This is a genomic window from Polaribacter butkevichii (genome assembly GCF_038024105.1).
Lineage (GTDB): Bacteria > Bacteroidota > Bacteroidia > Flavobacteriales > Flavobacteriaceae > Polaribacter > Polaribacter butkevichii.
In genome coordinates this window covers 3,239,929-3,254,936 of the sequence record NZ_CP150661.1, presented here as the reverse complement: position 1 = coordinate 3,254,936, position 15,008 = coordinate 3,239,929, and the positions used below count along the sequence as shown (strand labels likewise).

General features: G+C 30.0%; 13 protein-coding genes. 4 read left to right on the top strand and 9 right to left on the bottom strand.

Features of this window, described 5'->3' with window-relative positions; genetic code table 11:
• Positions 1-87: 87 nt before the first annotated feature.
• Positions 88-2,127 (bottom strand): dipeptidyl-peptidase 3 family protein, encoded by a 2,040-nt coding sequence (locus WG951_RS13595; RefSeq protein WP_105047498.1) that lies wholly within the window; start codon positions 2,125-2,127, stop codon positions 88-90.
• Positions 2,128-2,216: 89 nt separating this feature from the next.
• A complete protein-coding gene (locus WG951_RS13590; RefSeq protein ID WP_105047497.1) occupies positions 2,217-2,774 on the bottom strand; it encodes a DNA-3-methyladenine glycosylase I in 558 nt (185 codons plus the stop codon).
• Between the two features lie 229 nt (positions 2,775-3,003).
• On the opposite strand from WG951_RS13590, the gene WG951_RS13585 reads away from it, so the two are divergent.
• The gene (locus WG951_RS13585) at positions 3,004-3,438 is read left to right on the top strand and encodes a DUF6146 family protein (protein ID WP_105047496.1); all 435 of its coding nucleotides are present in this window, start codon (positions 3,004-3,006) and stop codon (positions 3,436-3,438) included.
• Here WG951_RS13585 and WG951_RS13580 read toward each other — a convergent pair.
• Complete coding sequence (locus WG951_RS13580) at positions 3,431-3,925, bottom strand: dihydrofolate reductase (RefSeq protein WP_105047495.1); 495 nt, start codon at positions 3,923-3,925, stop codon at positions 3,431-3,433. The genes WG951_RS13585 and WG951_RS13580 overlap by 8 nt on opposite strands.
• Positions 3,926-4,228: 303 nt before the next feature.
• On the opposite strand from WG951_RS13580, the gene WG951_RS13575 reads away from it, so the two are divergent.
• On the top strand, positions 4,229-4,525 hold the full coding sequence (locus tag WG951_RS13575; protein ID WP_105047494.1) for an isoamylase early set domain-containing protein: 297 nt from the start codon (positions 4,229-4,231) through the stop codon (positions 4,523-4,525).
• Between the two features lie 159 nt (positions 4,526-4,684).
• Here WG951_RS13575 and WG951_RS13570 read toward each other — a convergent pair whose 3' ends face one another.
• From WG951_RS13570 to WG951_RS13545, 6 genes are all read right to left on the bottom strand, one after another.
• Entirely contained in the window at positions 4,685-5,509 is an 825-nt protein-coding gene (locus WG951_RS13570) for a thymidylate synthase (RefSeq protein WP_105047493.1), read from the bottom strand.
• 165 nt (positions 5,510-5,674) lie between these two features.
• Positions 5,675-7,120 carry a NupC/NupG family nucleoside CNT transporter gene (locus WG951_RS13565; RefSeq protein ID WP_105047492.1) on the bottom strand — a complete coding sequence of 482 codons (1,446 nt, stop codon included), beginning with the start codon at positions 7,118-7,120 and terminating at the stop codon, positions 5,675-5,677.
• A 20-nt stretch (positions 7,121-7,140) separates the two neighbouring features.
• Positions 7,141-7,755 carry a bifunctional nuclease family protein gene (locus WG951_RS13560; protein ID WP_105047491.1) on the bottom strand — a complete coding sequence of 205 codons (615 nt, stop codon included), beginning with the start codon at positions 7,753-7,755 and terminating at the stop codon, positions 7,141-7,143.
• Between the two features lie 328 nt (positions 7,756-8,083).
• Positions 8,084-9,040, bottom strand: a complete 957-nt coding sequence (locus WG951_RS13555; protein ID WP_105047490.1) for an electron transfer flavoprotein subunit alpha/FixB family protein — start codon at positions 9,038-9,040, stop codon at positions 8,084-8,086.
• Positions 9,041-9,146: 106 nt separating this feature from the next.
• Positions 9,147-9,893 (bottom strand): electron transfer flavoprotein subunit beta/FixA family protein, encoded by a 747-nt coding sequence (locus WG951_RS13550; RefSeq protein ID WP_105047489.1) that lies wholly within the window; start codon positions 9,891-9,893, stop codon positions 9,147-9,149.
• A gap of 85 nt (positions 9,894-9,978) precedes the next feature.
• Positions 9,979-10,872: a hypothetical protein gene (locus WG951_RS13545; protein ID WP_105047488.1), complete on the bottom strand. Its 894-nt coding sequence runs from the start codon at positions 10,870-10,872 to the stop codon at positions 9,979-9,981.
• Between the two features lie 376 nt (positions 10,873-11,248).
• Here WG951_RS13545 and WG951_RS13540 point away from each other — a divergent pair, with 376 nt between their 5' ends.
• Both WG951_RS13540 and WG951_RS13535 read left to right on the top strand, forming a co-directional pair.
• Positions 11,249-12,229, top strand: a complete 981-nt coding sequence (locus WG951_RS13540) for a pyruvate dehydrogenase complex E1 component subunit beta (protein WP_105047487.1) — start codon at positions 11,249-11,251, stop codon at positions 12,227-12,229.
• A gap of 223 nt (positions 12,230-12,452) precedes the next feature.
• The gene (locus tag WG951_RS13535; RefSeq protein WP_105047486.1) at positions 12,453-14,960 is read left to right on the top strand and encodes a DUF5686 family protein; all 2,508 of its coding nucleotides are present in this window, start codon (positions 12,453-12,455) and stop codon (positions 14,958-14,960) included.
• Positions 14,961-15,008: the final 48 nt, after the last annotated feature.

Sequence of the window (15,008 nt, the reverse complement as noted above, 5' to 3'; positions counted from 1 at the left end):
AATTTTACAAACCAATATCTTAAACATAAAAAAACCGACTCTTATTAGAATCGGTTTTTTATTTTTATAGAAAGAATATTTTAAAAATTAATTTTCTGTTCCTAAAAAGTTATAATTTTTAGAGTAAAATAACATTTGCTCTTCAAAACTTTTAGGTTGCGTTACCTTAACATCTATAATGTTTTCATTTTCATCTAATGCAGGCACTAAAACAGGGTTTACAAAACCACTATAAGGTGCAGATGTAAATTGTTTATTTCTTTCAATAACCTCTTTATGTATTTGCTGATCTACTTTTACACCATACCCCTCTACTAAATTTTTGGCTGCTTCAAAATCTCCTTCAGATTTTATACGTTGTGCTTCTTTTAAAAGTCTTCCAAAAATTTCTCTTAATTTACTATAATCATTTATATTAAAATATGTTTTACCATCCCTTACAATCTTCTCTATTACATTGTCTTTTTTACCTTGCTCAAATGCCCAAGCAGAAACCCATTGTCTGTTAACCATGTGGTCTTCTTCAATATCATTTCCTAAATCAATTCTAACCAATTGTGTCATTAATCCGTTTCTAATATAACCATCGTAAGCAGCCATTCCTGTTTCTTTCCAATTATCCGTTAAACCTAATTCTTCAATTTTAGGATCCATTAAATAATACAAACCAACTAAATCTGCACGTCCTTCCTCCATAGTAGAAGCATAATTTTGAAGCGTTTCTTTAGGTTGACCAATGCCTTCGTTTATTTTACCAGAAGCATGACCAACAACTTCATGCAAAGCAGTATGTAATTTATCTGCAATTTGTCCGTACTTTTCTTCTAACTTAATTTCTTCTTCATCATTTGCAAATTCTTTTAAACGTCCTGTTCCGCCTGCATTATTATAAGCTCCAATAATGTTTCCTAAAGAAACGGACTTAGAACCATGTTGTTGACGAATCCAATTATTATTAGGTAAATTTACTCCAATTGGTGTACTAGGTGATGCATCACCTGCTTCTCCTGCTACATTTACTGTTTTGTAAGAAACTCCAACCACATTTTCTTTTTTATGCGTTGGATCTAAAGGCGCATTATCTTCAAACCATTGTGCGTTTTCAGACAAAACTTTCATTTTACGAGACATGTCAAAATCTTTTATTTGAACCACCGTTTCATAAGAACCTCTATATCCTTTTGGATCGTTATACACTTCTATAAAACCATTAATCCAATCGATATTTCCTTCTGTTGATGTTGCCCAAGCAATACAATATTGATCCCAAACATCTAAACTACCCGTTTTATAATACTCAATTAACAAACCTAAAGCATTTGCTTGCTTGTTGTTTTCTGCTACAGCTTTTGCTTTTTCTAACCAACCAATAACATGGTCAATGGCAGTACCATACATTCCGCCAGATTTCCATACTTTTTCTACTAATTTTCCGTTTTCACGAACTAATTTAGAATTTAAACCTGCTTCAATTGGCTGATCTTTTGGCCCTTTGTATGCTGTTTTATAAAAATCTGCTACTTCTTTATCTGTAATATCAGATTGATAAAAGTTAATTGCAGAAGATAAAATATTATCAATTCCTGCTTTTTTAGTCACCTTTTTATCATCAACATCATTAAATAAAATAGCAACAATTTCTGATGACAATTCTGTATTTGAGTTTTTTAATAAATCGTTTGTAAAATAGGCTTCTGTAAACTCTGGTTTAATTTTATCATTAGAATAATGATGATGAATTCCGTTAGAAAACCAAACTCTTTTTAAATAGGTTTTAAACAATTTAAAATCTTTACTTTCTCTATCGCCCTTATAGTTTTTGTTGATACTTTCTAAAGCCTTTCTAATACTTAAATTGTAGCGATAGTTTTGATCCCACATTATATCTCTACCAGACAAACCTGCTTGTGTTAAATAATACACAAGTTCTTTTTCTTTTAAGGTAAGTTCTTCGAAACCGGGTATTTTGTAACGTAATACTTTAATATCTGCAAATTGCTCTACAAAATAATTAAATTCACCCGCTACTTTTACGGTTTCATCTTTTGTTTCTTTTTTCGATTCTGCCGTACAAGAAACTAGTAGTACAGCTGCCGAAAAAGCATAAATTATCTGTTTTATATTCATTATATTTAATTTGTAATTGAAGTATAAATGTACAAATTTTAAGTGTGAATTTTGCAGATATTTTACAGTACTAACACTAATTATTTCCTTTATTTCGGATACCTAAAACAATCTGTAGTATGATCATTTACCATACCAACTGCTTGCATATATGCATATACTACCGTGGAACCCACAAACTTAAATCCTCTCTTTTTTAAATCTTTAGAAATCTTATCGGATAAGTCTGTTGTAGCAGGTACGTCTGCTCTTTTTTTAAACTTATTAAGAATCGGTTTTTCATTTACATACCCCCAAATAAACTTAGAAAATGAACCAAATTCTTTTTGAATCTCCATAAATAATTTGGCATTGGTAATGGCACTTCTTATTTTAAGCTTATTACGGATAATACCAGCATCTAGTAATAAAGACTCGTATTTACTTTCGGAATAAGTTGCAATTTTCTTATAATCGAAATTATCAAAAGCTTTTCTAAAGTTTTCTCTTTTATTTAAAATTGTTATCCAACTTAAACCCGCCTGAAAGGTTTCTAAAATTAAAAACTCAAACAAGGTTTCATCATCATAAACAGGTGTTCCCCACTCGCAATCGTGGTATTTTTTATACAACTCACTGTCTGTTACCCAAAAGCATCTTTGTTTCATGTTTTTATTTTTAAGTTTGAAAAATAAGCTTATTCAAATTGATAATCAATACTTATTAAAATAAGTTTGTATGTACCATACTCGTTTACTCAATAAATGATTGCATTCCCTCATTTTAGTTTTTTAAAGTGTGTGAACTAAACTAAATTTGAACAACAGCATTAGCAAATGAATAAATATTCATTTACAAACAAGGAAAACTTATATAAATTTAATACCTTTAAATATTATGAAACTTTTTAAACAAATACTTTTATTATTTTCTCTTGCAATCTTTTTTTGGGCTTGTGGTTCATCAAACTTAAAAAACAATAATTCGCAAGAAGAAAAACCTGTAATTATTGCAAATGATAGTTTAGAATACCAGGTTATAATAATTGATCCTGGTTTTAATTTATTCTTAAATTCTGTAGCGCAGCCAGAAGGATATTATTCTCAGCAATATCTAGAAACTAGAAACCAGTTTTGGGTAACTACATGGAATAATAGAGCTAGAAATCCTAATCAATTTAATGCTAACATTTATGAAAACATCATTGATTATCAACCAAACATAGATTATGGTTATGAAGTAAATTACAAACTGTTTAATTACTTTTTATTTGCGCAACAAAAATATAAAATGAATTTAGGTGGCGGGTTTAGATCTGGTAGAATTAGATAGCTTTCTTTTGAAAACTTAGAAAACTATAATCAAATTTATTTTTTTCGTCGGCTTTAAAATCTTCTCTATTTGTTTCTTTCCAAATATTTAAATCTATTTCTGGAAAAAAAACATCTGCTTCAAAATGATGATGAACCTTAGTTATGTCTAGTTGATCTACTAAATCCTTTTTAATGGCCTCCTTATAAATTTGTGCACCACCAATTATATAAATAGCATCATCATTTTCTACCAAAGCTATTGCTTCCTCTAAACTATGCGCTATTAAACATCCCTCTTTAAAATAATTTTTATTTCTAGTGATAATAATAGTGGTTCTATTTGGTAAAGGTTTTCCTATAGACTCAAAAGTATTTCTGCCCATTAATATATGATGACCAGAAGTAACCTTTTTAAATCTTTTTAAATCTGCAGGTAGATGCCAAATTAAATCATTGTCTTTACCTAAAGCATTATCCTTTGCAATTGCCGCTATTATTGTAACCATAGAGTCCTTTTTTATTTTAACAAAATTAAAGTAATTCCCCGAAATTTTTACGTTTTAACAAGATTTTAAAATATTTTTTAAGGCTTTCAAACACGTTTTTAACCTAAAACACCTGAAAATCAAGCTCAAAGAAAGCTACCTTGTTTTCAATTAAACTCAATTTAGATTCCCTTTTATTTGGAATTATCAATAATTTATATATTCATTTTACAAAACTCATAATTCTTTAATATTCTTACCCCATATTGTTTGTTTTAAGATGGTTCTTATTTACATTTACTTAAAATTTTGAATACAAGAATTATGGCAATAAAAAAACAATTTTTAAAGAGTAAACCAGTTTGTAAAGTAACTTTTACTGTACCTGCTGCAGAGGCTAAAAAAGTAGTAGTTGTAGGAAGCTTTAATGAGTGGAATGAAGACGCTGCTCCTTTAAAGAAATTGAAAAATGGTTCATTCAAAGGTACTGTAGATTTAGAAACAGGAAAATCTTATGAGTTTAAATATTTAATAGATGGTGCTTATTTAAACGAAGAAGAGGCAGACGGATTTGCATGGAGTGATTATGCAAATGCAGAAAATAGCGTATTAAGCTTATAAAAGAATATTGTAAATGGAATATAAAAAAAGAGCTTTCTAATTAATTGAAAGCTCTTTTTTGTTTTTTCTTTACTACATTTTTTAGTAAGCACCTACTTTGTATTATATCTCTAAATTTATTTTAGGGTATAATTTTACGGATGTAATTGAAGGTAATATTTAAACAGCAACCTTTCCTTTAATATGAGGATGAGGATTGTAATTTAACAACTCAAAATCTTCGAAAGTAAAATCTTCGATATCTTTAATCGCTGTATTTATTTTCATTTTTGGTAGCGGTCTAATATCTCTAGATAATTGCAACTCTAATTGCTCTTTATGATTGTTATAAATATGAGCATCTCCAAAAGTATGTATAAACTCTCCTGCTTCATAACCACAAACTTGAGCTATCATCATGGTAAATAACGCATAAGAAGCAATATTAAAAGGAACACCTAAAAAGATATCTGCACTGCGTTGATATAACTGACAAGATAATTTACCGTCTGCAACATAAAATTGAAAAAAAGCATGACAAGGTGGTAACGCTGCTTTTCCGTTGGCTACATTTTCTGAAAATGAAACTGAAGTATCTGGAAGAACCGAAGGATTCCAAGCAGAAACCAACATTCTTCTTGAGTTAGGATTGTTTTTTAAAGAAGTAATCACCTCCTTTAATTGATCTACCTCATCACTATTCCAATTACGCCATTGATGTCCATAAACCGGACCTAAATCTCCATTTTCATCTGCCCAATCATTCCAGATTCTTACGCCATTTTCTTGTAAATACTTAATATTTGTATCTCCTTTTATAAACCATAACAGTTCATAAATAATAGATTTTAAGTGCAATTTTTTGGTTGTTACCATTGGGAAACCCTCACTTAAATCAAAACGCATTTGATAGCCAAAAACACTTTTTGTTCCTGTACCTGTTCTGTCTCCTTTTTCGTTTCCGTTTTCTAAAACGTGTTGTACTAAGTCGTGATATTGTTTCATTATAATGTGTAAGCGTTTTATTGTTTATTTGTGTAAGCGTCAATAATAAACTTCTGTAAAAATAGAAAAAGCATCAATAATTTTTCTTGATGCTTTTTAAATATTGTATAAAAGTTATTAACGGATTGAAGATAACATTTTATGATTATCTGTGGCGATTCTCCACTATCCTATAATCATACCTGCAATTGTTGCAGACATTAAAGAAGCAATGGTACCACCTATTAAAGCTTTTATACCAAATTCTGACAAGACTTTACGTTGCCCAGGAGCTAAAGAACCAATACCTCCAATTTGAATACCTATAGAAGCAAAATTTGCAAAACCACACAACATATAAGTTGCCATAATTACAGATTTATTATAAGTTAAATGCGTTGCACTTGCTACATTTTTTAATTCGGCTAATTGTATATATCCTACAAACTCACTTGCAGCTAATTTAATTCCAAGTAATTGCCCCATTAGTGCCATATCTTCTTTAGCAACTCCAATAAGCCACATTAGAGGAGCAAATATATATCCTAAAATAAACTCTAAAGAAAGTCCATCATAAAGCGTGTTTTCTGCTATTAATTGGTTAACAGAAGTAAAACGCCATTCTAAATTTAAATACTCTATTGTAAAACCATCAAAAGAAGCAACTGCACCTAAAATACCATTTAACATTGCAATAATAGCTACAAAAACTAAAAGCATAGCCCCTACATTTACTGCTAAACGTAAACCCTCTGTAGTACCGTTTGCAATAGCATCTAAAATATTGGCCCCTATTTTTTCTTGAGAAACAGCTACATCTGTATTTACTTCCTCCGTTTGCGGGTATAATATTTTAGAAATCACAATAGCTCCTGGAGCTGCCATTACAGAAGCTGCTAATAAATGTTTAGCAAATACTAACTCTAATGCTTTGTCTCCACCACCTAAAAAACCAATATATGCTGCCAAAACTGCACCTGCAACAGTGGCCATACCACCAATCATTACCAGTAACATTTCTGACTTATTCATTTTTTCTAAATAAGCTTTTATTAAAAGTGGAGCTTCTGTTTGTCCTAAAAAGATATTACCTGCTACAGAAAGGCTTTCCATACCAGAAATACCTAAAAATTTTGATAAAACAATAGCTAAAACTTTTACTACTTTTTGAATAATACCTAAATAGAATAATAAAGATGTTAAGGCAGAAAAGAATATAATTGTTGGTAATACCTGAAAAGCAAATATGTAACCAAACTTATTCATATCTCCTACAATACCTGCAAATAGAAACTCACTACCTGCTTTTGTGTAGGCTAATATTTCTATAAAAATTCCTCCAACAAATTCGAAAATAGATTGAATAAATTCTACTTTTAAAACACCTATAGCTATTAATAATTGTAATGCTAAACCAATAGCAACTTTTTTCCAGTCGATTGCTTTTTTGTTGGCACTAAATAAAAAAGCAATGGTAATTAACGCAAACATTCCTAAAACTCCTCTCCACAAACTACCTATTGAAAAACCTTGACTAGGTATTATTTCTGTAACAGCAGAAACGGTTTCTGTATTTTGAGAAAACATTGAAATTGAGCACAAACAAAAAACGACAATGAATATTTTTTTCATAATGTATACTTATTATAATATTAAGAGCGTTTGCTAATTTCGTCTCTAATTTTTGCTGCTAATTCGTAATTTTCATCACTAACAGCATTATTTAATTGATTGTGTAGTTCTTCTAAAGATACTCCAGAAAAAGGGGTGTCTTTTTTAACAACCAAATCTTCTAGCTCTAATGAAACTTCATCTGATTCTGAAGTTTCATCTTCTATACCAAATTCTTCTTCTATTTTAAGAAAAATACCTGCTTTTTCTAGGATATTTTCATAGGTATAAATTGGGGCTTGAAAACGAACTGCAATTGCAATTGCGTCTGAAGTTCTAGCATCTATTGTTTCTTCTACCCCATCTCTTTCACAAATTAAACTAGAAAAGAAGACTCCGTCTACTAATTTATGAATAATTACTTCTTTTACCGTGATAGAAAAACGGTCTGAAAATGATTTAAACAAATCGTGTGTAAGTGGTCTTGGTGGCTTAATTTCTGCTTCTAAAGCAATGGCAATAGATTGTGCTTCGAAAGCTCCTATAATAATAGGTAAGGTTCTTGTTCCTTCCATTTCACTTAAAACCAATGCATAAGCACCGCTTTGAGTTTGACTGTAAGAAATACCTTTTATAGTTAGTTGTATTAAACTCATAAATTTATTTACGTAAATCTAAAAAATGGTTTGTAAAATTTTAGAGTTGATTTCTACAACCTTTTTAGAGGGCACAATTTAATAAAAATAATAGCTTAAAAACTGATATTTCTTTAAAAAGTGAAGATTGCTCTTGCGTGAAGGATTGAAGCAACTGTTTGAGCTCTTTTTATTTTTTTTCTAAATAAAAAAGCGAGTGCGAAAAGCCTGACGAAATTATTTGATTTAAATCTTATAAATATAGATACATAAAAACCTATCAAATTTTATAGTTGATAGGTTTTTTAAATATGATGTTGTCAAATAATTTGGGCACGCCCAAAAGATCTTAAGAAGCTTTAAATGCTTTTAATTTTTCGATTAATTTTGGCACAACTTCAAAAGCATCGCCAACAATTCCGTAATCTGCCGCCTTAAAGAAAGGTGCTTCTGGATCTGTGTTGATAACTACTTTTACTTTAGAGGCATTGATACCTGCTAAATGCTGAATTGCACCAGAAATTCCGATGGCAATATATAGGTTTGCAGCTACAGGCTTACCTGTTTGCCCTACGTGTTCTGAATGTGGACGCCATCCTAAATCTGAAACGGGTTTAGAACAAGCACTTGCAGCACCTAAAACGTCTGCCAATTCTTCTATCATACCCCAATTTTCTGGTCCTTTTAAACCTCTACCTGCAGAAACTACAATGTCTGCATCTGCAATGGTAACTTTACCGGTAACTCTTTCTACTTTTTCTGATGTTACTCCAGATGCTGCAATGGCAGGTTCAAAAGCTTCTGTAGATCCGGCAACAGGATTCTCATGAACTCCGTAAGAGTTTTTAGCGACTCCGATTACTTTATGATCTGTAGAGATTACAGTGTTAGAAAATGTTTTGTTAGAAAATGTTTTTCTTTTTACTGTAAACGGGCTTGTGCTTGATGGTGCAGCTACTACGTTAGATACACAACCTGCTTCTAAATCTACAGCTACTAGTGGTGCTAAATACAAACCATCTATACTAGAGTCTACAACAACAACCGTTGCACTTTGGGCTTTTGCTACTTCTGTAACTATAGCGGCATATTGTTTTGCATTAAAAGTATTTAAAGCATCGTTAGATACTGTTACTACTTTTTCTGCTCCGTATGTATATAATTCTGATGAATCGTTAGCGTTTATTGTTAATGCAACAACATTAGTACCTAATTGTTCTGCAACTTTTTTTCCATATGAAACTACTTCAAAAGCAGTTTTCTTAAATTTTCCTTCCGATGATTCGGCAAAAACTAAAACAGACATATATTTATTTTTTTAAATTGTGTAAATGTGTAATTGTTTAACTGTGTAATTGTTGGGTAATCGTTATAACAATTACACGATTCAACAATTCACCAATTACACCTCTTTATATTACTTTTGCTTCGTTATGTAATAAGCTAATTAACTCATCTACATTGTCTGCATCTACTAATTTTACGGCTCCTTTTGGTGCTGGTTTTTCAAAAGACTGAACACTTGTAGCTGCTGTTGCACCTACTCCTTCTATAACTTGTAAAGGTTTTTTACGTGCCATCATAATACCACGCATATTTGGTATGCGTAAGTCTTTTTCTTCTACAACTCCTTTTTGACCTCCTATAACTAAAGGTAGGTTTGATGATAAGGTTTCATTACCTCCATCAATTTCTCTTGTTGCAGAAACGCTTCTACCGTCTACTTCTATGCCCACACAACCATTTATAAAATTAAAATCTGTTAAAGAGGCTAACATTCCAGGAACCATTTGTCCGTTATAATCTGCAGATTCTTTTCCTGCCAATACTAAATCGTATCCACCATTTTTAACAACTGCAGCTAATTCTTTTGCTACTTGTAACCCGTCTGTTGGGTTTACATTTACACGAATTGCATTATCTGCACCAATAGCTAAAGCTTTACGTAATGTTGGTTCTGTTTCTGCTCCACCAACATTTACAATGGTTACAGTTGCTCCTTGTTTTTCTTTAAACCACATTGCTCTTGTTAAGCAAAACTCATCGTAAGGATTAATTACAAACTGAACTCCGTTGGTATCGAACTTTGTATCATTTTCTGTAAAATTAATCTTAGACGTGGTATCAGGAACGTGACTAATACAAACTAATATTTTCATAAATTATAATTTTATATTCTTTTCTTGTTGACGAAATTACGTATTTATTTTTAAATTTACTATGCATGCATAGTAAATTTTTTAATTATTTATTATTTTCAAGGAAACTATTGTTTTGATTTTTAAACTTTTCTAAAAAATAAAACACGATAAAAGGCAACACCATAGACAAGTATGAAATATCGAACAAGTTACCGTAAATATTTTCGTAAAACCCTTCTTCTAAGCAATTTAAAACAAACGTAACAACCATTAAACTAGCTAATACATAGATCGTATACAAAAAAACATCACTACTTACTTTTACTTTAAATGAAAATAGAAATGGTAATAATAAGGATACAATTATTAAACTTTTAGGTGCATAACTTGTCTGGTGATTAAAGGGATTGTGTTCTTTTATAAACTCTGTACTTGGTAAATCTATAAAAACGGGCAATGAAATTAACCCTATAAAAAGCAAAAAATAACCTGATAGCACTAATTTCTTTTTTAAAGTGATCTTTAGAAAATCTGCGAATAAAAAAATAGTTAACGGAATTACAACAATACCTCTTGTTAATACAAAAAGAGCTAAAAGGAAAGCAAGTAAACTTTTATTCTTAAAAAGGTCGTTTTTATATTTTTTCTGCCAAAAAGAAATAAAAATAAGTAATAATATACAATTACTCATTAAATCGCTTTTAGCTATTATTTCCCAAAAATAAGAAGGTGCCATTAAAATTAGTAAGAATATAAAAACCTTTTCATCATTTTTAATTTTAGAATATATAACAAATAGAGATAGAAACAAAAACGTAAACGGCTGCAATAGATCAACGCTTCCAAGCAAATAAAAGGGTAAACCAATAAAAAATAACCCTGGTAAATTAGAGGTTGTATTATCTAAATGATCTAAAACGGCATAAGGATACTTCCCTTCTAAAATACTTTTTATTAAAACCTCTAAGGCAGACCATCTATCTGAATTTAAGCTCAATCCATCGATCTTAAAATTGATGAATAGTAACAAACAAAAGAAAATAAGAGAGCCCCCTAAAAGAAATATATTTAGATTTCTAATTGAATTTAAAAAAGACAATAATCTCTTATATAGCATAAAAACAGAGAGTACCATAACATTATAAAATAGTACAAACATAAAGCTTGGTAATAACTTTATTCTTTCTGAATACTTTAAAACAAAAAGTGAATTTATAACTAAATATAAAGTTAAAAATATTTTTTGATTACTAACAAAATAAGGAAACTTGCTCAAAATATAAACTTCTTCTATTTTTGAGATAAAAGTACAGTTTTTTTACTCATAAATTCCTTACTTTTGCGTATCGAAAACAAACAATAATTTAAATTCAATGAAAACAGTTCAGTTCAGAGAGGCAATTTGTGAAGCCATGAGTGAAGAAATGCGCAGAGATGAAAGCATTTATTTAATGGGAGAAGAAGTTGCAGAATATAATGGTGCTTACAAAGCATCTAAAGGTATGTTAGATGAGTTTGGTGCTAAACGTGTTATAGATACACCAATTGCTGAACTTGGTTTTGCAGGAGTTGCAGTAGGTTCTGCTATGAATGGTCTTAGGCCAATTGTAGAGTATATGACTTTTAATTTCTCTTTAGTTGGAATTGATCAAATTATAAATAATGCTGCAAAGATTAGACAAATGTCTGGTGGACAGTTTAATTGCCCAATCGTTTTTAGAGGACCAACAGGTTCTGCAGGTCAATTAGGTGCAACGCACTCACAAGCATTTGAAAACTGGTTTGCAAATACACCTGGTTTAAAGGTTATTGTACCTTCTAACCCGTATGATGCAAAAGGGTTATTAAAAGCTGCTATTAGAGATGATGATCCAGTAATTTTTATGGAGTCTGAGCAAATGTATGGAGACAAAATGGAAATCCCAGAAGGAGAATACATTATCCCTATTGGAGTTGCAGACATTAAAAGAGCAGGAACAGATGTAACTATTGTTTCTTTTGGAAAAATTATTAAGGAAGCATACACTGCTGCAGATGAGTTAGCAAAAGAAAATATTTCTGTTGAAATTATTGATTTAAGAACAGTACGTCCTATGGATCATGCTGCTATTATCACATCAGTAAAAAAGACTAATAGATTAGTAATTTTAGAAGAATCTTGGCCATTTGCTAGTATTTCTACAGAAATTACATATAGAGTTCAACAAGAAGCATTTGACTTTTTAGATGCACCTATTAAAAGAATTACAACGGCAGATACTCCTGCTCCTTATTCTCCTGTATTATTAGAGAAATGGATACCAAATTATAAAGATGTAATTGCTGCTGTTAAAGAAGTAATGTATTTAAAATAAATACAACAACATATCTAAAACAAAAAAGGCTTTTAAATCTCAATTTAAAAGCCTTTTTGTTGTTTAAATGATTAAGATTTTAAACACTTTAACTTTCTTAAATATTTTTTGTATTCTTTTTTTTATCGTGTAATAAAATAAATAAATATCGACTTAAGAATAATACATTAACAAACACATTATTTAAAGCTTTACAAAATATAACCAGGATTATTTATTAATCATGAAAATAAAATTAACTCTAATTAGCATCCTTTTTTGTGCCATCTCTTTAGTAGCACAAACCAAAGTAAAAGGTATTATCACAGACATAGATAACATACCAATACCTTATTGTAGCATACAATTTAATGGATCTACAGAAGGAACAACAAGCAATGAAAACGGTGGCTTTTATTTAGAATCTAAAGAAGATTGGAAAGAACTAAAAATATCTTTCATTGGTTTTAAAACTTTAATTATTCCTTTAGCAGCAAAAATTAACTACAATCTAAAATTTACGTTAGAAGAAGAAACAGATGCGCTAAAAGAAATAATAATAGTAACAGGTAAACAACCTAAAAAAAATAATCCTGCAATTGATATTCTTAGAAAAATTTGGGCACAGAAGCGTAAAAATGGATTAAGTCATTTTAATCAATATCAATATAAGAAATATACAAAAGTAGAATTCGATTTAAATACAATCGATAAGAAACTACAACAGAAAAAAATATTTAAAGGCCTAGAGTTTGTTTTTAAAGATATTGATACTTCTAGCGTAACAGGAAAAACTTTTTTACCTGTATTTTTAAACGAAGGACTCTCTGAAGTGTATGGTGATAATATTTTAAAAAAAGAAAAAGAAGTTTTAATAGCCAATCAAAACTCTGGTTTTAACAAAGACCAACAACTTATAAATTATATTGATGATTTATATTCTGAATACAATATCTATGATAATTATTTAAAAATTTTTGATAAAAGCTTTGTTAGCCCATTATCTAAAACAGGAATAAATAATTACAATTATGTTTTAGCAGACAGCACCTATATTGGTAAAAAATGGTGTTATAATATTATTTATTACCCTAGAAGAAAAAACGAACTTACTTTTAAAGGAAACTTTTGGGTAAACGATTCTACCTTTGCCGTAAAAGAAATTAACTTACAAGTAGTAAAAAACGCCAATATAAACTGGGTTAAAGACGTTTATATAGAACAAGAATTTGAGTTACTTAACGACTCTATTTTTGTCTTAAAGCGAGATTATTTATTATCTGATTTTGCGCTTAGTAAAAAAGACAAATCTAGAGGAGTGTACGGTAAAAAAACAACCATCTATAAAGATTATGTTTTTAATAAACCTTTAAAAGATGAACGTTTTTACGATAAAAAAGTTTTTACGGCCAATGAAGATTCCTATAGTAAACCTAAAGAGTTTTGGAATGAGAACAGATTAGAGGAGTTAAATGAAAACGAAAAAGGAATTTATAAACTAATAGACACCTTAAAAACCGTTAAAAAGTTTAAAAACATTAACAAAGCAGTTCAAACAGCCTATTCTGGATATTTTGAAATCGATGCTTTAAATATAGATTATGGCCCCATCTTTTCTACTTTTGGTTTTAACGACGTAGAAGGATTGCGGGTAAGAGTTGGAGGACGAACCTATAAATCTACAAACGATTTATTTAGATTAGAAGCTTACACCGCTTATGGTTTTAAAGATAAAAACCTAAAATATGGTTTTCAGGCAAAATGGCTCGTCAACAAAAAAAACAGATTTATAATTACGGGCGGTAAAAAGAATGATATAGAACAAATTGGAGCAACTTTAACTGCTACTACAGACGTATTAGGTAGAAGCGACGGATCCTCTTCTTTAATAGGAACTGGTACAAATGATAAACTAACTAAAATTAATATTACCACCCTTACAGGAGAAATTGAACCAACACCAAACCTAATATTAAAACTTTCTGCAAATTACAAAACACTTAGTTCTGCTTCAGACACTTTTAGTTTAGATTATAATGATGCTGACGCTACAACAGGTATTTCATCAAAAATAAGACAATTAGAAACTGTTTTTTCTGCAGGCTATTATCCTAAAAGAAAAATGTCTGGTTTTGGAGTTCAAAGAGATGCCGCAAACACAGATTTTACACAATACTTTACACAAATAACTCGAGGTAGTAAAAATATTTTTGATAGCGACTTTAATTATACAAAGGTTCAATTTTCATTTTTTAAATTATGGGAAATTGGAGGTTTAGGTAGATTAAAAACATCTCTAGAAACAGGTAAAACATTTGGTGAAGTACCTTTAGGTTTGTTAAGTGTTGCTCCTGGAAACCAAACCTATTTTATATTTAACAACACATTTAACCTGTTAAATTTTTACGAATTTACAACAGATAAATACGCTTCTTTTCATTTAGAGCATAATTTTAATGGAAGAATATTTTCTAGGATACCTTTGTTAAAAAAGACAAAATTAAGAACAGTAATAGGATTTAAGACTTTTATAGGAAATATTTCAGACAAAAATATAGCACTTAATACAACAGGCAATAGTAATGAAATACTTTTAAGAGCTCCTTCTAAAGACCCCTATTATGAATACAGCGTGGGAGTTGCCAACATTTTTAAAATATTACGAGTAGACTTTAATTTTAGAGGAAACTACTTAGATAATCCAGAAGCAAGAAAATTTGGTATAACCGCAGGTTTAAGATTTAATTTTTAAAATAATAAAAGTGATGGTTTTTTTATTCTGATATTTAACCTATTCGAA